At 59.8% G+C, this 21,103-nt stretch carries 21 protein-coding genes and 1 pseudogene; 15 read left to right on the top strand and 7 right to left on the bottom strand.

Annotated features, from left to right (window positions below; all coding sequences use genetic code 11):
* Nucleotides 1-38: 38 nt before the first annotated feature.
* Nucleotides 39-842, top strand: a complete 804-nt coding sequence (locus J2Y86_RS10075; protein ID WP_223480819.1) for an IclR family transcriptional regulator — start codon at nt 39-41, stop codon at nt 840-842.
* On the opposite strand, the gene J2Y86_RS10070 is transcribed toward J2Y86_RS10075, so the two are convergent.
* Entirely contained in the window at nt 839-1,891 is a 1,053-nt protein-coding gene (locus J2Y86_RS10070) for an NAD(P)-dependent alcohol dehydrogenase (protein WP_253430417.1), read from the bottom strand. The genes J2Y86_RS10075 and J2Y86_RS10070 overlap by 4 nt on opposite strands.
* A 190-nt stretch (nt 1,892-2,081) precedes the next feature.
* Here J2Y86_RS10070 and J2Y86_RS10065 point away from each other — a divergent pair, with 190 nt between their 5' ends.
* Nucleotides 2,082-2,972: an AraC family transcriptional regulator gene (locus J2Y86_RS10065; RefSeq protein WP_253430414.1), complete on the top strand. Its 891-nt coding sequence runs from the start codon at nt 2,082-2,084 to the stop codon at nt 2,970-2,972.
* Nucleotides 2,973-3,154: 182 nt separating this feature from the next.
* Here the strand turns inward: J2Y86_RS10065 and J2Y86_RS10060 are convergent, their stop codons facing one another.
* On the bottom strand, nt 3,155-4,819 hold the full coding sequence (locus tag J2Y86_RS10060) for an electron transfer flavoprotein-ubiquinone oxidoreductase (protein ID WP_084323004.1): 1,665 nt from the start codon (nt 4,817-4,819) through the stop codon (nt 3,155-3,157).
* 547 nt (nt 4,820-5,366) lie between these two features.
* On the opposite strand from J2Y86_RS10060, the gene J2Y86_RS10055 reads away from it, so the two are divergent.
* From J2Y86_RS10055 to J2Y86_RS10030, 6 genes are all read left to right on the top strand, one after another.
* On the top strand, nt 5,367-6,116 hold the full coding sequence (locus J2Y86_RS10055; RefSeq protein WP_017340080.1) for an electron transfer flavoprotein subunit beta/FixA family protein: 750 nt from the start codon (nt 5,367-5,369) through the stop codon (nt 6,114-6,116).
* Entirely contained in the window at nt 6,117-7,046 is a 930-nt protein-coding gene (locus J2Y86_RS10050; RefSeq protein WP_253430411.1) for an electron transfer flavoprotein subunit alpha/FixB family protein, read from the top strand.
* An 80-nt stretch (nt 7,047-7,126) separates the two neighbouring features.
* Nucleotides 7,127-7,960: a substrate-binding periplasmic protein gene (locus J2Y86_RS10045; protein ID WP_253430408.1), complete on the top strand. Its 834-nt coding sequence runs from the start codon at nt 7,127-7,129 to the stop codon at nt 7,958-7,960.
* A gap of 9 nt (nt 7,961-7,969) precedes the next feature.
* On the top strand, nt 7,970-8,326 hold the full coding sequence (locus tag J2Y86_RS10040; RefSeq protein ID WP_253430405.1) for a DUF4398 domain-containing protein: 357 nt from the start codon (nt 7,970-7,972) through the stop codon (nt 8,324-8,326).
* A complete protein-coding gene (locus tag J2Y86_RS10035; protein ID WP_253430400.1) occupies nt 8,323-9,135 on the top strand; it encodes an OmpA family protein in 813 nt (270 codons plus the stop codon). Before J2Y86_RS10040 ends, J2Y86_RS10035 begins: the two co-directional genes overlap by 4 nt.
* A 211-nt stretch (nt 9,136-9,346) precedes the next feature.
* Nucleotides 9,347-10,786 (top strand): PLP-dependent aminotransferase family protein, encoded by a 1,440-nt coding sequence (locus J2Y86_RS10030; RefSeq protein ID WP_253430397.1) that lies wholly within the window; start codon nt 9,347-9,349, stop codon nt 10,784-10,786.
* 32 nt (nt 10,787-10,818) lie between these two features.
* Here the strand turns inward: J2Y86_RS10030 and J2Y86_RS30180 are convergent, their stop codons facing one another.
* Nucleotides 10,819-10,953: a hypothetical protein gene (locus tag J2Y86_RS30180; RefSeq protein WP_301309042.1), complete on the bottom strand. Its 135-nt coding sequence runs from the start codon at nt 10,951-10,953 to the stop codon at nt 10,819-10,821.
* Here J2Y86_RS30180 and J2Y86_RS10025 point away from each other — a divergent pair.
* The 4 genes from J2Y86_RS10025 (at nt 10,928) to J2Y86_RS10010 (ending at nt 15,559) form a co-directional block, all read left to right on the top strand.
* Nucleotides 10,928-11,356 carry a translation initiation factor 2 gene (locus tag J2Y86_RS10025; RefSeq protein ID WP_253440201.1) on the top strand — a complete coding sequence of 143 codons (429 nt, stop codon included), beginning with the start codon at nt 10,928-10,930 and terminating at the stop codon, nt 11,354-11,356. The two genes, J2Y86_RS30180 and J2Y86_RS10025, sit on opposite strands and share 26 nt — an antisense overlap.
* A 165-nt stretch (nt 11,357-11,521) precedes the next feature.
* Nucleotides 11,522-11,776 (top strand): YkgJ family cysteine cluster protein, encoded by a 255-nt coding sequence (locus J2Y86_RS10020; protein WP_253430394.1) that lies wholly within the window; start codon nt 11,522-11,524, stop codon nt 11,774-11,776.
* Nucleotides 11,777-11,817: 41 nt separating this feature from the next.
* Entirely contained in the window at nt 11,818-12,423 is a 606-nt protein-coding gene (locus J2Y86_RS10015) for an START domain-containing protein (protein WP_253430391.1), read from the top strand.
* 1,042 nt (nt 12,424-13,465) lie between these two features.
* A complete protein-coding gene (locus J2Y86_RS10010) occupies nt 13,466-15,559 on the top strand; it encodes an LTA synthase family protein (protein WP_253430389.1) in 2,094 nt (697 codons plus the stop codon).
* 60 nt (nt 15,560-15,619) lie between these two features.
* Here J2Y86_RS10010 and J2Y86_RS10005 read toward each other — a convergent pair whose 3' ends face one another.
* The gene (locus J2Y86_RS10005) at nt 15,620-15,778 is read right to left on the bottom strand and encodes a DUF3309 family protein (protein ID WP_174602692.1); all 159 of its coding nucleotides are present in this window, start codon (nt 15,776-15,778) and stop codon (nt 15,620-15,622) included.
* A 278-nt stretch (nt 15,779-16,056) separates the two neighbouring features.
* On the opposite strand from J2Y86_RS10005, the gene J2Y86_RS10000 reads away from it, so the two are divergent.
* From J2Y86_RS10000 to csrA, 3 genes are all read left to right on the top strand, one after another.
* Complete coding sequence (locus J2Y86_RS10000) at nt 16,057-16,872, top strand: SDR family oxidoreductase (RefSeq protein WP_253430386.1); 816 nt, start codon at nt 16,057-16,059, stop codon at nt 16,870-16,872.
* Nucleotides 16,873-16,937: 65 nt separating this feature from the next.
* Nucleotides 16,938-17,270 carry a YnfA family protein gene (locus J2Y86_RS09995; RefSeq protein ID WP_253430383.1) on the top strand — a complete coding sequence of 111 codons (333 nt, stop codon included), beginning with the start codon at nt 16,938-16,940 and terminating at the stop codon, nt 17,268-17,270.
* Nucleotides 17,271-17,414: 144 nt separating this feature from the next.
* Entirely contained in the window at nt 17,415-17,600 is a 186-nt protein-coding gene (csrA, locus tag J2Y86_RS09990; RefSeq protein ID WP_253430381.1) for a carbon storage regulator CsrA, read from the top strand.
* 5 nt (nt 17,601-17,605) lie between these two features.
* Here csrA and J2Y86_RS09985 read toward each other — a convergent pair whose 3' ends face one another.
* From J2Y86_RS09985 to ngg, 3 genes and pseudogenes are all read right to left on the bottom strand, one after another.
* Nucleotides 17,606-17,833 (bottom strand): YheU family protein, encoded by a 228-nt coding sequence (locus J2Y86_RS09985; RefSeq protein WP_003199186.1) that lies wholly within the window; start codon nt 17,831-17,833, stop codon nt 17,606-17,608.
* 195 nt (nt 17,834-18,028) lie between these two features.
* Nucleotides 18,029-19,226 (bottom strand): annotated as a pseudogene (locus J2Y86_RS09980) (osmoprotectant NAGGN system M42 family peptidase); the annotation flags it as partial.
* A 128-nt stretch (nt 19,227-19,354) separates the two neighbouring features.
* Complete coding sequence (ngg, locus tag J2Y86_RS09975) at nt 19,355-21,103, bottom strand: N-acetylglutaminylglutamine synthetase (RefSeq protein WP_253430375.1); 1,749 nt, start codon at nt 21,101-21,103, stop codon at nt 19,355-19,357.

Below are 21,103 nucleotides of genomic sequence, written 5' to 3'. Positions count from 1 at the left end.
ATGCCGCCCGTTCCCTCGCTCAACGGTAAAGGCTGGATATGCAGGAAGACGCCCCAAAAATCGCCAAGGACGCCGCGCCGACCGGCACCCAGACACTGCTTCGCGGTCTGGGTGTGGTTCAGGCCGTGGCCAGTGGCGCCCGCGATCTCAAGGAAATCGCCCGGCTGATCGGCACGACGCGCAGCACCACTCATCGTCTGGCCAGTTGCCTGGTGGACGAGCGCTATCTGCGGGTGGTGCCGCAAGTCGGGTATCTGTTGGGGCCGAAGTTGATCGAACTGGGTTTCCAGGCGCGCGAGGAACTGCCGCTGGTGACGTTGGCCGGGCCGTATCTGGATGAGCTGTCGGCGTTGACCGGCGACACCATTCACCTGGCGATTCGCGAAGGCGACGAGGTGCTGTACCTGCACAAGAATCCGGGGCGCAACGGTCCGGAAATGCGTTCGCGGGTCGGTCACCGCATGCCATTGGCGCGCACCGGGATCGGCAAGGCACTGATGCTCGATGACACGCAGGAAGAATGGCAGCGGCTGTACGAAGTTAGCTTGCCGGCGGGTGGGAAAAATCAGTTCTGGCCGCAGCACCCGGAGCAGTCCTGGGAGCAGTTTCAGCAGCGCATGATCGAGTACGTGGCGGGTGGTTACGCCTTCGACCTGGAAGACAACGAGCCGTCGATCCGCTGCGTGGCGGCACCGATCCGTGACGCCAGCAAGCGCATCGTTGCCGGCATCAGCATCGCCAGCACCGTGCCGTACATGCCACTGGAAAAAATGGCCGAGCTGATTCCCCTGATCAAAGGGGTCACGGCCCGGCTTTCGGCGGAGCTTGGCGCGAAGGTTTAGACCTTCAGCGTCGCCATGTCGATGACGAAGCGGTATTTCACGTCACCGGCGATCATGCGCGCGTAAGCCTCATTGATCTGGCGGATGTCGAGCATTTCGATGTCGCAGGTGATGTTGTGCTCGGCGCAGAAATCCAGCACTTCCTGGGTTTCGGCGATACCGCCGATCAGCGAGCCGGCCAGCACGCGGCGGCTCATCACCAGTTTGCCGGCGTGGACCGGTGGATCGACCGGTTCGATCAGCCCGACCAGAATGTGCACGCCGTCGAAACGCAGCGTGTCGAGGTAGGGATTGAGGTCGTGCTGCACCGGAATGGTGTCCAGCAGGAAGTCAAAATAACCCGCTACCGCTTTCATCTGCTCGGCATCGGTGGACACGATCACATGATCCGCGCCCTGACGACGAGCTTCTTCGGCCTTGCTCGCTGAACGGGTGAACAACGTCACCTCTGCGCCCATCGCCTTGGCGAACTTGATGCCCATGTGGCCGAGGCCGCCCATGCCGAGAATCCCGACCTTGTCGCCTGCCTTGACGCCGTAGTGCTTGAGTGGCGAGTAGGTGGTGATGCCGGCACACAGGATCGGTGCCGCGCTGGCCAGTGCGAGTTTTTCCGGGATGCGCACCACAAAGTGCTCGCTGACGACGATGCTGTCGGAGTAACCGCCCATGGTGTTGCTGCCATCCACGCGGTCCGGGGTGGCGTAGGTCATGGTCGGACCTTCGAGGCAATATTGCTCGAGATTCGACTGGCAGGCTTCGCAGCTGCGGCAGGAATCGACCATGCAGCCAACGCCGACCAGATCGCCGATTTTGTGCCGGGTGACATTCACACCGACAGCGGTAACTTTGCCTACGATCTCGTGGCCGGGCATCAGCGGGTAAACGGCAATGCCCCACTCGTTGCGGGCCTGGTGGATGTCGGAATGGCAGACGCCGCAGTAGAGAATTTCGATTGCTACGTCGTCGGCCCGAGGGCTGCGGCGTTCGAATTTCACGGGGGCGAGGGGAGTGGTGGCTGATTGAGCGGCGTATCCGATGGCGGTGTACATGAGGAACCTCGCAAAAGCGGTGACAGGTGAGGCGGCGCATTCTGGGCGCGGTGCCTGTCACCGGCCATGGCGATTCCTCCGGGTGTCATGCCTATTCCTCCGGCATCAGCGTTCGATGGGTCAAATACGCCATCAGACCTGCGATGATGCTTTCATCCCGATTTCCGCGATTTTTTCTGTGAAGAACTCCATGTTGTTGACCCGTCATCTCGATGCCAATGCCACTCTGGTTTCACTGATCCAGCCGCTGACGACGCGTGACGGTTTCGCCCCCACGGCGTTGCCGGGTGTGCAGGTTTTGCGCGCCAGTTGTGACGTGGCCCGTGGTCCGCAGATCTATGAGCCGAGCCTGGTCATCATCGCCCAAGGCAGCAAACTGGCGTACCTGGGGCCGCGGACGCTGGAATATGGTGCCGGGCATTACCTGATTCAGGCATTGCCGGTGCCTTTTGAGTGCGAGACTTTTTCGGCGCCGGATGGGCCGATGTTGGGGATATCCATCGCCATCGACCGGGTGTTGCTCGGTGAGTTGGTCCTGGCCATGGGGCTGGTGCCGGCGCGTGATATTGCGGCGCAAACGCCAGAGTCCATGACCTCGGCGGTGCTCGACGATGCGATGCGCGGTTGCGTGGAGCGATTGCTGCGCTGCCTGCACGATCCGCTGGAATGCCAGATCATGGGCCAGGCACGTTTGCGTGAGTTGTTGTTCGTCGCCTTGCGCGGGCCACAGGCCGACGTGTTACGGGCATTGGTGGAACAGCAGGGGCAATTCGCCCGGATCGCGGCATCGCTGAGTCATCTGCATGCGCATTACACCGAGCCATTGAATGTGGAAACCCTGGCCAGTTGCGCGAACATGAGCGCGTCGACCTTTCACGAGCATTTCAAGCGCAGCACCTTGTTGTCACCGGTGCAGTATTTGAAACGCTTGCGGTTGCTCAGGGCTCAGCAGTTGTTGCTGGGCGAGGGACTGGGCGTGGCGCAAGTGGCGCATCGGGTGGGGTATCAGAGCACGTCGCAGTTCAGTCGCGAGTACAAGCGCTACTTCGAGCGCAATCCGGGGGATGAACGCGCGGCCTGATCCACCGAAAATCCCTGTGGGAGCGGGCTTGCTCGCGAAAGCGGTGTGTCAGTCAATATAAATGTCGAAGGATCAACCGTATTCGCGAGCAAGCCCGCTCCCACATTGGATCTTCAGCAGTACATAAATTGCAGGCAACAAAAAGGCCCCCGTTCGGGAGCCTTTGTGTTCAGCGATTCAACTTACATGTTCGGGTAAGTCGGGCCGCCGGCACCTTCCGGTGCCACCCAGGTGATGTTCTGTGCAGGGTCCTTGATGTCGCAGGTCTTGCAGTGAACGCAGTTCTGGGCGTTGATCTGGAAGCGCTTCTCGCCGTCTTCCTTGGTCACCACTTCATACACGCCGGCCGGGCAGTAACGCTGGGCGGGCTCATCGTACATCGGCAGGTTCTTGGCGATCGGGATGCTCGGATCGGTCAGCTTCAAGTGGCAAGGCTGTTCTTCTTCATGGTTGGTACCGGAGATGAACACCGAGCTGAGTTTGTCGAAGCTGATCTTGCCGTCCGGTTTCGGGTAGTCGATCTTCTTGCAGTCTGCCGCCAGTTTCAGGCAAGCGTAATCCGGCTTGGTGTCATGCAGGGTGAACGGCAGTTTGCCGCCGAAGATGTTCTGGTCCAGCCAGTTGAAACCGCCGCCGACGATGGCGCCGAACTTGTGGATCGCCGGGCCGAAGTTGCGGCTGGCGAACAGTTCGTCGTAGAGCCAGCTCTTCTTGAACGCATCGACGTAGGTGGTCAGCTCTTCGGTGCCGTCTTTCTCGGCGAACAGCGCCTCGGCCACGGATTCAGCGGCGAGCATGCCGGACTTCATCGCGGTGTGGCTGCCTTTGATCTTGGCGAAGTTCAGGGTACCGAGGTCGCAACCGATCAGCGCGCCGCCCTTGAACACCATTTTCGGCAGCGAGTTCAGGCCGCCTTTGCAGATGGCCCGCGCGCCGTAGCTGATGCGCTTGCCGCCTTCCAGGTACTGCTTGAGCACCGGGTGATGCTTGAGGCGCTGGAACTCGTCGAACGGCGACAGGTAGGTGTTGCTATAGGAAAGGTCGACGATCAGACCGACAACGACCTGGTTGTTTTCCAGGTGATAGAGGAACGAGCCGCCGGTGTTCTCGGTGCCCATGATGTCCAGCGGCCAACCGGCGGTGTGGACCACCAGGCCTGGCTGATGCTTGGCCGGGTCGATTTCCCAGATTTCCTTCAGGCCGATGCCGTAGTGCTGGGCGTCGGCTTCGCTGTCGAGGTTGAAGCGCTTGATCAGCTGCTTGCCGATGTGGCCACGGCAGCCTTCGGCGAACAGCGTGTACTTACCGCGCAGTTCCATGCCCGGGGTGTACAGGCCTTCTTTCGGATGGCCTTCGCGGTCAACGCCCAGGTCACCGGTGATGATCCCGCGAACCACGCCGTTCTCGTCGAACAGTGCTTCCTGAGCCGCGAAGCCCGGGTAGATTTCCACACCCAGGTTTTCGGCCTGCTGAGCCAGCCAGCGGCACAGGTTACCCAGGGAGATAATGTAGTTGCCTTCGTTGTGCATGGTCTTGGGCACAAAGAGGTCAGGAATTTTCTGCGCGCTGTCGGCGTTCTTGAGAACGAAGATGTCGTCGCGGGTCACTGGCGTGTTCAGCGGGGCGCCGAGTTCTTTCCAGTCCGGGAACAATTCGTTCAGGGCGCGTGGTTCGAACACGGCACCGGACAGAATGTGAGCACCGACTTCGGAGCCTTTTTCGACCACGCAGACGCTGATTTCCTTACCGGCTTCAGCAGCCTTCTGCTTCAAGCGGCAGGCGGCGGAAAGACCAGCGGGGCCGGCACCGACGATGACGACGTCGAATTCCATGTATTCGCGTTCCACAGGCTATCTCCTACTCAAGGCTCAACAGTTTTTTTTCTAATTGGAGGTTTGGTGTCGCATCCATGAATCCCTGCGCGAGCGGGGAAGAGGACAATCGATGAACCACCTTTCTCTCTGGGTGGCGCATTATATCTACACCACTCCTAGCGTCCAATACAAACGTTTGTTTGAATTGGCTCAAAGCCAGAGAAATCAAAGTCACGCGGCTTATGAACGGCTATTTTGCCGTATTGACCGGAATAGGCGTTCCGGTCAAGATACGGTCGGTTTTGCGCTCGCCGTAGGCTGACTGTTGGTTTCAAGAGCACCTCTAAAGACAGGGCGATGGCAGTACAAGGTGATGCGCAGCGCAGTGTTGGCGCGCAGTTTACACGCCGCGATATTGAATGACTTGTCGGTCACCACTGACGAACGGCCGTCAACATCATGAGCGATGTTCCCTTGATACATAGGCCGGCGTTTTTAGAGGTGCCCTTGCGCCCGATGAGCATCAACCGCCAGGTTCGCCTAGGCGACTTTCTTTTCACCGGAGAGTAACGAGGAATCCATGAAGGTTCTTGTAGCTGTCAAACGCGTTGTGGATTACAACGTCAAGGTTCGCGTCAAGGCGGACAATTCCGGCGTCGACCTCGCTAACGTGAAGATGTCGATGAACCCGTTCTGCGAAATCGCCGTGGAAGAAGCCGTACGCCTGAAAGAGAAAGGTGTTGCGACTGAAATCGTCGTCGTTTCCGTCGGCCCGTCCACCGCTCAAGAGCAACTGCGCACCGCGCTGGCTCTGGGTGCCGACCGCGCCATCCTCGTCGAATCCGCTGAAGATCTGACTTCCCTGGCCGTTGCCAAGCTGCTGAAAGCTGTTGTCGACAAGGAACAGCCGCAGCTGGTGATCCTTGGCAAACAAGCCATCGACAGCGACAACAACCAGACTGGCCAGATGCTCGCTGCATTGAGCGGCTACGGTCAGGGCACTTTCGCTTCGAAAGTCGAAGTGTCCGGCGACAGCGTTGCCGTGACCCGCGAAATCGACGGCGGCGCGCAGACGGTTTCCCTGAAACTGCCGGCCATCGTCACCACCGACCTGCGTTTGAACGAGCCGCGCTACGCGTCCCTGCCAAACATCATGAAAGCCAAGAAGAAGCCTCTCGAAGTGCTGACTCCGGACGCTTTGGGCGTTTCCACCGCCTCCACCAACAAGACCGTGAAAGTCGAAGCGCCGGCTGCACGCAGCGCGGGTATCAAGGTCAAGTCGGTGGCTGAACTGGTCGAGAAACTGAAAAACGAAGCGAAGGTAATCTAAATGACTATCTTGGTTATTGCTGAACACGACAACAAAGTACTGGCCCCGGCCACGCTGAACACCGTGGCGGCTGCTGCGAAAATCGGCGGCGACATCCACGTACTGGTTGCTGGTCAAGGCGCTGGCGCCGTGGCTGAAGCCGCTGCGAAAATCGCTGGCGTGGCTAAAGTGCTGGTGGCCGACAACGCCGCCTACGCTCACCAGTTGCCGGAAAACGTAGCACCGCTGGTGGCCGAGCTGGGCGCTGGCTACAGCCACATCCTGGCTGCCGCGACCTCCAACGGCAAAAACATCCTGCCGTGCGTTGCCGCTCAGCTGGACGTTGACCAGATCTCCGAGATCATCTCGGTCGAAAGCGCTGACACGTTCAAGCGCCCGATCTACGCCGGTAACGCCATCGCTACCGTTCAATCGAACGCTGCGATCAAGGTGATCACCGTGCGTGCCACCGGTTTCGACCCGGTGGCTGCTGAAGGTGGTTCGGCTGCCGTTGAAGCGGTTGCTGCTGCGCACAACGCTGGCACCTCGAGCTTCGTTGGCGAAGAACTGGCCAAGTCCGATCGTCCGGAACTGACCGCTGCCAAGATCGTCGTTTCCGGCGGTCGCGGCATGCAGAACGGCGACAACTTCAAACACCTGTACGCCCTGGCCGACAAGTTGGGCGCTGCCGTCGGTGCTTCCCGCGCCGCGGTCGACGCAGGTTTCGTACCCAACGACATGCAGGTCGGTCAGACCGGCAAGATCGTTGCTCCACAGCTGTACATCGCCGTCGGTATCTCCGGCGCGATCCAGCACCTGGCCGGCATGAAAGACTCCAAAGTGATCGTTGCGATCAACAAGGACGAAGAAGCGCCGATCTTCCAGGTGGCCGATTACGGCCTGGTGGCGGACCTGTTCGAAGCCATCCCTGAGTTCGAGAAGCTGGTCTAAACCAGCGGCTTGACCTATAAAGAGCCCGACCTTTTGGTCGGGCTTTTTTTTGTTCTGGATTTGAGTGGGGGAGTGTCGCCATGGATTTGCGCCGAGTGTTCGGTTGGTCATTGCTGCTGGGCCTGACGGTGTTGCCAACACTGTCCGTTGCCGCGGGCAAGTGCGAACGCCTGGTGGTCACCGGCAGCCCCGATGCGCCGCCGTACCTGTGGCAAGACCCGCAAAACCCCAAGCACCTGATCGGCGCCAGTGCCGATTTGTTGCAGCACGTGGCGGGGGAGTTGGGCATCAAGGTCGAGTTGCTGTACGCCGGCAAGCGCTCCCAGGCCCTCGATGAAGTGCGCAGCGGGCGCATGGACATGCTGGCGGATGCGCCGTTGACGGTCAGCGAACTGGAAACCCTGGATTACATTCATCCGCCGTTGCTGGAAAACGATTACCTCGTCTGGACCCGAAAAGATTCGTCTCTGGTCTACAACGACGCCCAGGACCTCCACGGTCATCCCGGCGCAGTGTCGGAAAAGTCTCGGATGACCACGGCATTTGGTACGTTCGCCGAGCAGCAATTGACCCTCACCCGTACGCCAAACCTCACCCAGGCCTTTCAGAAATTGCTGTTGGGCGAGGTGGAATTTGTTCTCGCGGGACGCTATTCCGGCATGGCGGCCGCGCAGGCACTGAGCATGGCCAACGATCTGGTGGCGCGTCCACAACCGGTCGACAAACCCGGCCTGTTCCTCGCGGTTTCCCATAACTCCGCGTGCAACGATCCGTGGTTGCGCGGACAGCTGGCCAAAAAGATGACAGAATTGCCCGCGTCCGGACTGACGGAAGCTGTGCTGCAACGCAACATCGAGCGTTGGAAAGCGCAGCAACAGCAACAGCAGCAACCCGCCAGTACCCCAAAACAGTAGGGATTTTTAGTGAGTATTCGACCTCTTTTCGCTGCCCTGGCCGTTCTGGCTCTGGCGGGTTGTGCAGCCGATCCGGCGCCGAATGAACAAATACGCTTGACCGAACAGGCATTGATACAAGCCAAAGCCGTGGGCGCCACTGCCGACGAAGTGCCGGAACTGAAACTGGCCGAAGACAAGTTCAGTCGTGCCCAGGGCGACATGGCCGATCAGTCCTACAAGCATGCGCGGATGCGCGCTGAACAGGCCGAGCTCGATGCGCGCCTGGCCGAAGCCAAGGTCCTGACCCTTAAAAGCGAGGAGCAGCTGAACGTGCTCAATACCCGCATCACCCGTCTGCGCAAGCAAGTGGGAGATGCCAAATGAGCCTCAAGTCCAGCTCCATCGGCGGATTGATCCTGGCGGGTTGCGCCAGCCTGTATGGCTGCGCCGGCCAGCACAGCGAAACCGCGTTGCAAAACGCCGGTGCCGACTTCCAGAAGGTCAAGGAAGATTCCAACGTGCTGCGTATCGCGCCCAAAGACGTGATTCGCGCCGGTGAGTCCCTGGCCCGTGCCGATCGCCTTTCCAGCTACTGGGGCAGCGGTTCGGACGTGGTGCATTACGCCTACCTGAGCCAGCGCTACAGCGAAATTGCCCGGGAGCACACCAATCAGGTGCTCAACGAAGAGCGCGCGGCGAAGCTCGAACTCGAGCGTCAGCGCCTGCAACTGGCCTTGCGCGAATCCAAGTTGCTCAGCGTGCAGCAGCAGGGCAAGTGGCTCGAAGAACAGATTGTCGCGCTCGCAACCACCCAGACCGACCGTGGCCTGGTGATGACCCTGGGCGACGTGTTGTTTGATACCGGCGAAGCGGAATTGAAAAACTCGGCGAACCGCGTGGTGTTGAAGATCGTGCAGTTCCTGCAGCTCAACCCCAAGCGCGTCGTACGCATCGAAGGCTACGCCGACAGTACCGGTGGCAAGCAGGAAAACCTCAAGTTGTCCCGTGACCGTGCGCAATCGGTGGCCGATGTGCTGATGGACCTGGGCATCGACGATAAACGCATCCAGGTCGAAGGGTATGGCGACGAATACCCGGTGGACGCGAACGCTTCCGAACGGGGGCGTGCGCAGAATCGGCGGGTGGAAATTGTGTTCTCCGACGAAAAAGGCCAGCTGGGTGCTGCCCGCTAAGGGCTGCGTCACTGGAAAACCCGGCCTGCCCGTCAGCGCCGGGTTTTTTTTGCCTGCCGATTGCCGCACGCTTTCAGTAAAAAACAGTACAGTTTTTGCTGACACTGCACTGTACGGTCGACTATTGTGTCAACTGTCCCCGTACACTTCTAAACTGTTCCGGTATTGTTTCACACAAGAATAAAATGCCCGTGAAATCGAGTGCTGCGTCATGACCAATCTCCTGCTCTACCAACGTATTGCTCAACAACTGGCCGAAGACATCCGTCGTGGTGTCTATCAACCGGGGGAGCGCGTGCCTTCGGTGCGCAAGATGAGCTCGCAGCTCAACGTCAGTCATGCCACGGTGTTGCAGGCTTACGCCAACCTCGAGGATCAGGGGCTGATCCGTGCCCGTCCGCAGTCGGGTTATTACGTGCACCAGACGCCTGCGCTGACGGCACCGACGCCGGACATCGCCCGGGTCGAGCGCCCTGGTCTGGTCACCCGCAGCAGCATCATTCAGCAAGTATTAGTCGAGTCCCGCCGCGAGGGCGTGTTCCCCTTGGGCGCGGCGGTGCCGAGCGTCGATTACCTGCCGGTACGTGCGCTGCATCAGCAATTGGCCAAGGTCACCCGATTCCATAGCCCGCGCGCCTTCAGCTACATGTTCAGCCCCGGTTTCGAGCCGCTGCGCCGCCAGGTGGCCATTCGTATGCGCGACGCCGGCGTAGTGGTCGATCCGTCCGAAGTGGTGATCACTCACGGCTGTGTCGATGCCTTGCAGATGTCCCTGCGCGTGCTGACCCGGCCGGGCGATCTGATCGCCGCCGAGTCGCCGACCTATTACGGTTTGTTGCAACTGGCCGACCTGCTGGGCCTCAAAGTCATCGAGATCCCCAGCGATCCGGCCACCGGCATGAGCCTTGAAGCCCTGCAACTGGCGGCCAACCAATGGTCGATCAAGGCTCTGGTGCTGACCACGCGCCTGAGCAATCCGCTGGGGGGCACCATGCCCGAAGAGCGGCAGAAACAACTGCTGCGCCTGGCCTCGGATTTCGATATTCAAGTGGTCGAGGACGATATCTACGGCGAACTGATGTTCGAGCAGGGCCGCACCAAATCGCTCAAGGCCTACGACCGGCTGGATCGGGTGATCTATTGCTCAAGCTTCTCCAAGACCCTGTCACCGGGCGTGCGGATCGGCTGGATGATCGCGGGCAAATACCAGCAGGAAATCCAGCGCCTGCAGACCTTCAGCACGCATTCCGCCTGCAGTGTCACGCAGATGGGCATTGCGGCGTATCTGGAAAATGGCGGTTACGACCGGCATCTGCGCTACATCCGTCAGGAGTACCGCAAGAACCTCAGCGCTTTCCAGCTCGCGGTTCAGCAGTATTTCCCGGAAGGCACGCAAATGACGCGGCCGACCGGCGGTTTCATTCTGTGGGTGAGCCTGCCTGGCCGGGTCAACACGCAAGAACTGCACGTACGGGCGTTGCAGCAAGGCATCAGCATTGCGCCGGGGCTGATTTTCAGTAACACCGAGCAGTTCAATCACTGCATCCGGCTCAACTGCGGTACGCCCTGGAACCGCGAAGCCGAGCGTGCGCTGATGACCCTGGGAATGCTCGCCACGCAACTTTGCCAGGAGATGGCCGGCGGCTTTTGAGGGGGCGGGCGGGTAATTCCTGCCCGAGCTTGTCATGTCGCGTCCAACAAGCGAGCATATGCCACCGCCGATAGTGCCGTTAGCTCCGTTGGGTCCATGAAACCGATTTTTTCCGCCTTCTGGCTGTCGATCTGCCTGTTGATGACCTTCCCAGCGGAAAGCGTCATGGCGGCTTCCGTTCCGGAAAAACCCGCGACGAGCACGGCTTCGAAAAAAGCCGCACCGGTCAAGAAAGCCGCACCGGCCAAAAAGAACGTGGCCAAGGCGAAAAAGCGTCCGCCCATTGCCTCCAAGTCAAAACCTGCCAGCGAGGTCGTGAAAACCCAACTGCCTCCGGTGGACCTGGATTTGAGTCTGCCCGAGGAGATGGCCGAAGAGTTAAAGCCGGTCGGCACAGTTCCCTTGCCCCGGCACGATGCCGTGTTGCCGCAAATGTTCGGCGAAAAGGCCGGCAGCTCTCCCTTTCAGCTCAACGGGCGACTGATCAGCAACGAAATGAAGTTGCAATTGCGCAACGAAGAGCGCCGTGACGTTGAAGGCGCCGCGCTGGAATTTGAGTTCAAGCGATAATTTCTTCCCCTCTGTGACCCGTTCGCCAGACGCTTTGTCGGAGACTGGTCAGTCACGTTCGTTTGAGCGTAAAAACCCGGTCTTCGGTAATTTAAAACAACTGTTTTAGCGGTTACTCTGTGCCCCGTCCTTTAACACATCGCCCTTCGCGAGGAGCTCGTCGTCATGAAATGCCGTGAAGGCTGTGGCGCCTGTTGCATTGCCCCTTCCATCAGTTCACCGATTCCCGGCATGCCCAATGGCAAAGCCGCCGGAGAACGTTGCGTACAACTCTCTGTCGAAAACCTGTGCAATATTTTCGGCCAACCGGAACGTCCTGCCGTGTGTTCGGCGTTCGAAGCTGACGTCGAAGTCTGCGGAAGCAGCAGTGACGAAGCGATCAGGCTGCTGGGCTGGTGGGAGCAAATGACGGCTGCGTGATGTGTTCTACGAACGGAACTTCAACAACAAGGAATAAGACTATGGGTTCGCTGCATCGTATGGCTGTGTTGTGTGGTTTGACGGTGGTGTTGGCGACTTCCGCCGCACAGGCCGAAGACTGGAAGGTGGCCAAGAATGAAGACGGCATCAAGGTGTCCTTGAGTGAGGTGGCCGGTTCTGACTACAAGGCTTATCAGGGCGTTACCCTGATGAAAACCACCATGGCCAAACTGCGCGCACTCCAGGAAGACGTGGCGGGCGCCTGCACCTGGATTCATGAGTGCAAAATGCAGAAGCTGCTCAAGCATGAAGGCGACCAGAGCTGGACTTACACTCAGTTCAATACGCCATGGCCGGTGACTGCGCGTGATTCGGTGCTGCATATCACCACCACTGAAGGTGCCGATGGCAGTCTGACCCGTAAGCTCGAAGGTGTGCCGAAGTACATTCCCGAAGAGAAAGGGTTCGTGCGGGTTACCAAGGTTGAGGGGTTCTGGAAGTTGGTGCCCAAGGGTGACCAGATTGAAGTGACTTATCAGGTTCACACTGAGCCGGGTGGGAGCATTCCTTCGATGGTGGCCAACAAGTTTGTGGTTGATGCGCCGTTTAATACTTTGAAGGCGTTGAAGGAGCGGGCTGAGAAGTAATTGTTTCGTTGGGGTTGGTGGGCATATCCGTTTTTTTGGTGATGGCTGATGTTGGTTCCGCTCTTACAGCGGGTCACTTGGAAAAGCGCCAAGTAACCAAGCGCCCAGCGCCCCTGACGTACGGTGGCTCGCCTGGGCTCGCCATTCCCTCGCTCCGGTCCTGCTCCGTGGGCCCGCCGCCATCGGCCATCCATGGCCGGGGGCGGCTAACCCGGCATCCATGCCGGGTTGCCCACTGCGCAGAACCTGCGCTCGGCCTTCCGACGGGGCAGATCAAGATCAAAAACCAAGGCGAGGCGGCCTGATAGCCGGCCTGAAGTTCGTCAGGATCATCGGCGGTGAACACCCATGTCATGACCACCACAATCCCTGTGGGAGCTGGCTTGCCAGCGATGAACGCCCAGACACCGCGTTCATTCAGACTGCACGCGTCATCGTTAACGTCCATCGCTGGCAAGCCAGCTCCCACAGGGGAATGCGTACCATCAAAGAGCCAGGCCGGCCGGTAGGCCGCCTCGGTTGCATTGGCGGTAGTCGCCCCCTCGAGAGGCCGAGTGGAGGTTCTGCGCAGTGGGCAACCCGGCATGGATGCCGGGTTAGCCGCCCCCGGCCATGGATGGCCGATGGCGGCGGGCCCACGGAGCAGGACCGGAAGGAGGGCATGCCGAGCCTTAGCGAGGCACCGAACGAAAGGGGCAAAAGCGCTTGGTTACTTGGCGCTTTTCCAAGTAACCCGCCGTAAGGGCGGAACCAATATCAGCCATCACTAAAAAACGGATATGCCCACGATAGAAAACATCTCCAAATACAGCTACTCGCTGATCTTTTTTATGTTTCCGAATATGCGTTGCACGAAATTTTCACAAAGCCTCCAAGACAATTCGCCCGCGCCAGCCGTGCAGGTCAGTAATCAATGGCAATGCCGCGATTGATCGTGCAACATTTGCGCACCGCGCAAACCCCGGGGCCGAGAACTGGCCAACAGAGGGCAGGGCGCAGCTGTATTTTTGAAACTTCAACTTCCAATGGGTCCTAAAACGACATGGCAATCCCGGACGCCCTGAGTCAGCAGCGATCTTCCAGTCGCCTGCTGCAACCGACCGTCAAATCGCATCTGGCCTACACGCTACTGTGTGCCCTGGTCATGATGGTCATGTTCAGCCTGCTGCGCGTGGCGCTGCTGGTCTACAACCGCGAGATGATCCTCGACACCCCGGCGTCGACCTTTTTCGAAGCGTTCGCCAACGGTCTGCGTTTCGACCTGCGCCTGGTGGTCTACCTCAGCATTCCGCTGTTGTTGGCCCTATTCAGCGCCCGTGCCATGGCTGCTCGCGGGTTCTTCCGTTTCTGGCTGACCATCGCTTCGAGCATCGCGTTGTTCCTCGGCCTGATGGAGATGGACTTCTACCGCGAATTCCACCAACGCCTCAACGGCCTGGTCTTCCAGTATGTGAAAGAAGACCCGAAAACCGTGATGAGCATGCTCTGGTACGGTTTCCCGGTGGTTCGCTACCTGCTGGCCTGGGCCGTGGGCACCTTGATCCTGACCCTGGCGTTCAAGGGCGCCGATCGTGCAACCCGTCCTCGCGGTCCGTTCAGCGGCGGCAGCATCGGCACTCGCCAGATCGCCCCGTGGTACGCGCGCATCGCCGTGTTCGTGGTGTGTTTGCTGGTCTGCGTAGTCGCGGCTCGCGGCACCCTGCGCCAAGGTCCGCCACTGCGTTGGGGTGATGTCTACACCACCGACTCGAACTTCGCCAACCAGTTGGGCCTCAACGGTACCCTGTCGCTGATCGCGGCAGCCAAGAGCCGGATGTCCGAAGAACGCGACAACATCTGGAAAGCCACACTGGAACAGCCCCTGGCCCAGCAGACCGTGCGTGACATGTTGCTGACACCCAGCGACAAACTGGTCGACCCTGAAACGGCCGCCGTTCGCCGCAACTACACCCCGAATGCCGACAAAACCCTGCCGATCAAGAACGTCGTCGTGATCCTGATGGAAAGCTTCGCCGGTCACTCGGTGGGCGCGCTGGGGCGTCCGGGCAACGTCACGCCATACTTCGACAAGCTGTCGAAAGAAGGCCTGTTGTTCGACCGCTTCTTCTCCAACGGCACGCATACCCATCAGGGCATGTTCGCCACCATGGCTTGCTTCCCGAACCTGCCGGGTTTCGAATACCTGATGCAAACGCCGGAAGGCAGCCACAAGCTGTCTGGCCTGCCGCAATTGCTCAGCGCCCGTGACTACGACGATGTGTATGTCTACAACGGCGACTTCGCCTGGGACAACCAGTCGGGCTTCTTCAGTAACCAGGGCATGACCAATTTCATCGGGCGTAACGACTTCGTTAACCCGGTGTTCTCCGACCCGACCTGGGGCGTGTCCGACCAGGACATGTTCAACCGTGGCCTGGAAGAGTTGAAGGCCCGCGACGGCAAGGACAAAAAACCGTTCTATGCCTTGCTGCAAACCCTGTCCAACCACACGCCATACGCTTTGCCGACACCGTTGCCGGTCGAGCGCGTGACCGACCGTGGCAGCCTCAACGAACATTTGACCGCCATGCGTTACTCCGACTGGGCACTGGGTCAGTTCTTCGAGAAGGCGCGCAAGGAGCCTTACTTCAAGGAAACCCTGTTCGTGGTCGTCGGTGACCACGGTTTCGGCAATGAACAGCAGATCACGGAAATGGACCTAGGCCGTTTCAACGTACCGATGTTGCTGATCGGGCCGGGCGTGCAGGACAAGTTCGGCCAGGTCGACCACACCGTGGGCACCCAGATCGACATCGTGCCGACCATCATGGGCCGTATCGGTGGCGACGTGATCCACCAGTGCTGGGGCCGTGACTTGCTGAACCTGCCGGAAGGCGACAAGGGTTTCGGCGTGATCAAACCGTCGGGTAGTGATCAGACCGTAGCGTTGCTGACCGCAGACCGCGTGTTGGTACTGCCCAAAGAGATGCCGCCGAAGCTGTATCAATACGAACTGGGCGCTACCCCGAAAGGTGAAGTGATCCCGGCATCGGCTGACGAAGCGGCGCTCAAGCAGAAACTCGAGTCGTTCATCCAGACGGCGACCAAAAGCCTGATCGACAACACCGCCGGTGTGGTTGACGGCAAGCCGGACTAAGTTTTCGGCGCAATAAAAAAGAGGCCCTTGAAGGGCCTCTTTTTTTTGCCTGTTAACTCTTTATATCTTGCCGAGTAACAGCAGGATCAACAGCACCACCAACACCACGCCGATGATACCCGACGGGCCATAACCCCAACTTCTGGAGTGTGGAAAGACCGGCAGGCCGCCTACCAGCAGGAGGATCAGGATAATGATTAAAATTGTGCCCATGTCTATTTCCTTGTTGGAAGTGTTCTGGAATTACCTGGCGTTTAACGTTCAGCTGGACTGCAAAAAACCAAGCTGCTTACAAAGTCCGACTCTCGCGATTGAAAGAAAATTCCAAGTTTTTTTAATGTTTTTCGAAGACAGGCTTATTTCTTTTTAGAGGGTTTAGTTGATCCGCCCGCTGGCGCGGTTTGCTCAGGCCATTCAGCAATCTGATGGAGCGTGGGTTGGGCGGTGTCCTTCGCTACACTCGACGCATCTTCCCCGGAACAACAAGGCTGTTTGCTATGCAAAATCGCATGATGATCACTGGCGCGGGCTCGGGCCTGGGTCGCGAAATCGCGCTGCGCTGGGCGCGTGAAGGCTGGCAACTGGCCTTGTCGGATGTCAGCGAGCCTGGTCTGCAGGAAACCCTGAAGCTGGTTCGCGAGGCCGGCGGCGACGGTTTTATCCAGCGCTGCGACGTGCGTGATTACAGTCAGCTCACCGCTTTCGCCCAGGCCTGTGAAGTGAAACTCGGTGGCATCGATGTCATCGTCAACAACGCCGGCGTCGCCTCGGGCGGGTTCTTCAGCGAACTGTCCCTGGAAGACTGGGACTGGCAGATCGCGATTAACCTGATGGGCGTGGTCAAAGGCTGCAAGGCGTTCCTGCCGCTGCTGGAAAAAAGCAAAGGCAAGATCATCAACATCGCGTCGATGGCCGCGTTGATGCAAGGCCCGGCCATGAGCAACTACAACGTGGCCAAGGCCGGCGTGGTGGCATTGTCGGAAAGCCTGCTGATCGAACTCGCGCAGCAGGAAATCGGCGTGCACGTGGTGTGCCCTTCGTTCTTCCAGACCAACCTGCTGGACTCCTTCCGCGGCCCGACGCCGGCCATGAAAGCCCAGGTCGGCAAACTGTTGGAAAGCTCGCCGATCACCGCGACCGACATTGCCGACTACATCTATCAGCACGTGGTCGCCGGTGAATTCATGATCCTGCCCCACGAACAGGGCCGCATGGCGTGGGCGCTCAAGCAGAAGAATCCGCAACTGCTCTACGATGAAATGACGGTCATGGCCGATAAAATGCGCGCCAAGGCCAAACAGACCGCAGGCTGAACTTGCCCGCTGGCAACGTGATCGCTAGGGTGGCCGCCATCGGTCATCCTCGCGAGACACTTTGCATGCTCAATTACCTGTGGTTTTTTCTCGCCGCCCTGTTTGAAATCGCCGGCTGCTTCGCCTTCTGGATGTGGTTGCGCCAGGGAAAAAGCGTCTGGTGGGTCGTGCCGGCGTTGCTCAGCCTGACCTTGTTCGCACTGCTGTTGACCCGTGTCGAGGCGAACTACGCCGGGCGCGCCTATGCCGCCTACGGTGGCATCTACATCATTGCGTCGATTGGGTGGCTGGCGGTGGTCGAACGAATTCGTCCGCTGGGTTCGGACTGGATTGGCGTGGCGCTGTGCGTGATCGGTGCGAGCGTCATCCTGTTCGGTCCGCGTTTTTCGGCTTCCTGACGCGTGTTTCCACGGTTTGTCGGACGTTTCCTAAAGAGGTGTTCGCATAGGGTTGTAGGGCAGGACTGTTTTGCTCGCGCTGCATTGAAGGCCCGCCGTGCACCGGGCATCTTCAGGGTTCGATAACCCTGAAGGACGAATGCCATGCTTGTACTCAGCCGCGTTGTGGGTGAAATGATTTCCATCGGTGACACCATTTCCGTGCGCATTGTTGCCGTCAACGGGAATAGCGTGCGCTTCGGTGTCGAGGCACCGCAGAACGTCAACGTGCACCGGGCCGAGGTCTACGAACGCATCCAGGTCAAACTGGCAAAAACCAAGGCACGTTGAAGGCGTCAGTCAAACAGGTGCTTGGGCACGTCGTGTTTGAGCATCAACTGGCACTGCTCGCTTTCCGGATCGAAGACAATCAGCGCCTGGCCCTTGGTCAACGCCTGGCGAACCCGTAATACGCGGGTTTCCAGCGGCGTGTCATCGCCGTTGTCGGTGCCGTCACGGGTCACGAAATCCTCGATCAGGCGGGTCAGGGTGTCGACTTCAAGTTGGTCGTGGGGAATCAGCATAGGCACCTCGGCTAAACAATGGGCGCGATGCTACGGCGAATGGGAGGTTGCGGCTAGCTTCAGGCTAATGTGTTGTCCGGTCCGGCGCCTTCGCGAGCAAGCCCGCTCCCACATTCGATCGCATTTCTGATGGAAGAACCCGGTCAAATGTGGGAGCGGGCTTGCCCGCGAAGGCGCCAGGTCAGACGACGACAATCCAGGATCAGCTCTCGGACCGCTGTCCAACGAGGCTGTCCACCGACGGCACCCGCGTATCGCTTTCCATCTGCGTCTCATGTTCGATCTGATGACTGAACCGGTCCAGCGAACCCTTCGCAGGCTGTGCATCGCTGGCGAACACCGGCGGGCTGAGAATGTAGGCGCCGAGCAGACGACTGAGGGCGGCGAGGCTGTCGATGTGCGTGCGTTCGTAGCCGTGAGTGGCGTCGCAGCCAAAGGCGAGCAGGGCGGTGCGGATGTCATGGCCGGCGGTGACCGCCGAATGCGCATCGCTGAAGTAATAGCGGAACAGGTCGCGGCGCGCCGGCAGCTCGTTGTCGCTGGCCAGCCGCAACAGGTGCCGGGACAAGTGATAGTCATACGGCCCACCGGAATCCTGCATCGCCACGCTGACGGCGTGTTCGCTGGAATGCTGGCCGGGCGCAACCGGCGCAATGTCGATGCCGACGAATTCGCTGACGTCCCAAGGGAGCGCCGCCGCCGCACCGCTGCCGGTTTCCTCGGTGATGGTGAACAGCGGATGGCAGTCGATCAGCAGTTCTTCGCCGCTGTCGACGATGGCTTTCAACGCCGCCAGCAAGGCGGCAACGCCGGCCTTGTCGTCGAGGTGACGGGCACTGATGTGGCCGCTTTCGGTGAACTCCGGCAACGGGTCGAACGCCACGAAATCGCCAACGCTGATCCCCAGGGAATCGCAATCGGCGCGGGTGGCGCAATAGGCGTCGAGGCGCAGTTCGATGTGATCCCAACTGATCGGCATTTCATCCACCGCGGTGTTGAACGCGTGCCCGGAGGCCATCAGCGGCAACACACTGCCGCGGATGACGCCGTTGTCGGTGAACAGGCTGACGCGGCTGCCTTCGGCGAAACGGCTTGACCAGCAGCCGACCGGCGCCAGGGTCAGGCGGCCATTGTCTTTGACGGCGCGAACGGCGGCGCCAATGGTGTCGAGGTGAGCGGAAACGGCGCGGTCCGGGCTGTTTTTCTTGCCCTTGAGCGTGGCGCGGATCGTGCCGCGGCGGGTCATCTCGAAGGGAATGCCCAATTCTTCAAGGCGTTCGGCGACATAACGCACGATGGTATCGGTGAATCCGGTGGGGCTGGGAATGGCGAGCATTTCCAGCAGGACTTTTTGCAGGTAGTTGAGATCCGGTTCGGGGATTTTGCTGGTCATGGAAACTCCTGAATGAGTTTGTGGTGCCCGGTCTGACGTCATCGCGGGCAAGCCCGCTCCCACAGGGATCGCGCATAACCTGTGGGAGCGGGCTTGCCCGCGAAAGCGTCAGCCCAGACAACACATGATTAGGGAATGGCCGGCTGACTGTGCGCAAACAACAAATCCACAAACCGCTCGGCCGTCGGCTGCGGTTCATGGTTGGCCAACCCGGCGCGCTCATTGGCTTCGATAAACACGTACTCCGGTTGATCCGCCGCCGGCACCATCAGGTCGAGTCCGACCATCGGAATGTCCAGCGCCCGCGCCGCGCGCACCGCGGCATCCATCAGCGTCGGATGCAGGATCGCCGTGACATCCTCAAGAATGCCGCCGGTATGAAGATTCGCCGTTCGCCGTACGAACAGATGCTCGCCCGCCGGCAGAATACTGCTGTAGTCGTACCCGGCCGCCTTCAACGTTCGCTCGGTTTCAGCGTCCAGCGGGATCTTGCTTTCACCGCTGGTGGCCGCCTGCCGTCGCCGACTCTGGGCTTCGATCAACGCGCCGATGGAATGCTGCCCATCGCCCACCACTTCCGCCGGCCGGCGAATCGCCGCAGCGACCACTTCAAAACCGATTACCAGAATCCGCAGGTCAAGGCCTTCGTGGAAACTTTCCAGCAACACGCGGCTGTCGAACTGGCGGGCGGATTCGATGGCTTGCTGCACCTCTTCGATCGTCCGCAAATCCACCGCCACCCCTTCGCCCTGTTCGCCATCCAAGGGCTTGACCACCACCCGTTGGTGCTCGTCGAGAAAGGCCAGATTGTCGTCGGCATTGCCCGCCAGTTGTTGCGCCGGCAGGTTCAGGCCGGCATTTTTCAGGACCTTGTGGGTCAGGCTCTTGTCCTGGCACAACGTCATGCTGATGGCACTGGTCAGGTCGCTCAGCGACTCACGGCAACGGACCCTCCGACTGCCATGGATCAGGGTGAACAAGCCCGCTTCGGCGTCATCGACCTGTACTTCGATGCCGCGCCGATGGGCCTCATCGACGATGATCCGCGCATACGGATTGAATTCGGCTTCGGGACCTGGGCCAAGAAACAACGGCTGATTGATCCCGTTCTTGCGCTTGATCGCAAAGGTCGACAGGTTGCGAAAGCCGAGCTTGGCGTAAAGACTTTTCGCCTGGCGGTTGTCATGCAGCACTGACAGATCGAGGTAACTCAGCCCACGGCTCATGAAGTGCTCGATCAAATGCCGTACCAGCACTTCGCCGACGCCGGGCCGCGAACAGTGCGGGTCGACGGCCAGGCACCAGAGGCTGCTGCCGTTTTCCGGATCGTTGAACGCCTTGTGGTGATTGAGGCCCATGACGCTGCCGATGATCGCGCCGCTGTCCTCGTCTTCGGCGAGCCAATACACCGGACCGCCCAGATGACGCGGAGTCAGCAGATTGGCGTCGATCGGCAACATGCCGCGCGCCTGATACAGCTGATTGATCGCCTGCCAGTCCGCATCGCTTTGCGCGCGTCGAATGCGAAAACCGCGGAACACGCGGGTCGCCTGTCGGTAATCGCTGAACCACAAGCGCAACGTGTCGGACGGGTCGAGAAACAGCTGCGCGGGCTCCAGCCCCAACACTTGCTGGGGCGCGGCGACGTATAGGGCGATGTCACGCTCACCCGGCTGCTCATTGAGCAACTCCTGGGCGAGGCTCGCCGGATCGGGAAACGTGTGGCCGATCAGCAACCGGCCCCAGCCGCAATGCACGGCAATCGGTGCGGCGCCCAGTTCGCTGCCGTCTTCGGCCAGGCGCGCCTGCAAGCGTTCGTAAGAGGGCGTCTGACCGCGCAACAGGCGTTGGCTATACGCCGTGGCATGAGGTTTCAT

The sequence above is a fragment of the Pseudomonas migulae genome, assembly GCF_024169315.1.
In the GTDB taxonomy this organism is placed as follows: domain Bacteria; phylum Pseudomonadota; class Gammaproteobacteria; order Pseudomonadales; family Pseudomonadaceae; genus Aquipseudomonas; species Aquipseudomonas migulae_B.
The sequence above is the reverse complement of the archived record's forward strand: the minus strand, read 5'-3'. Positions and strand labels throughout refer to the sequence as shown.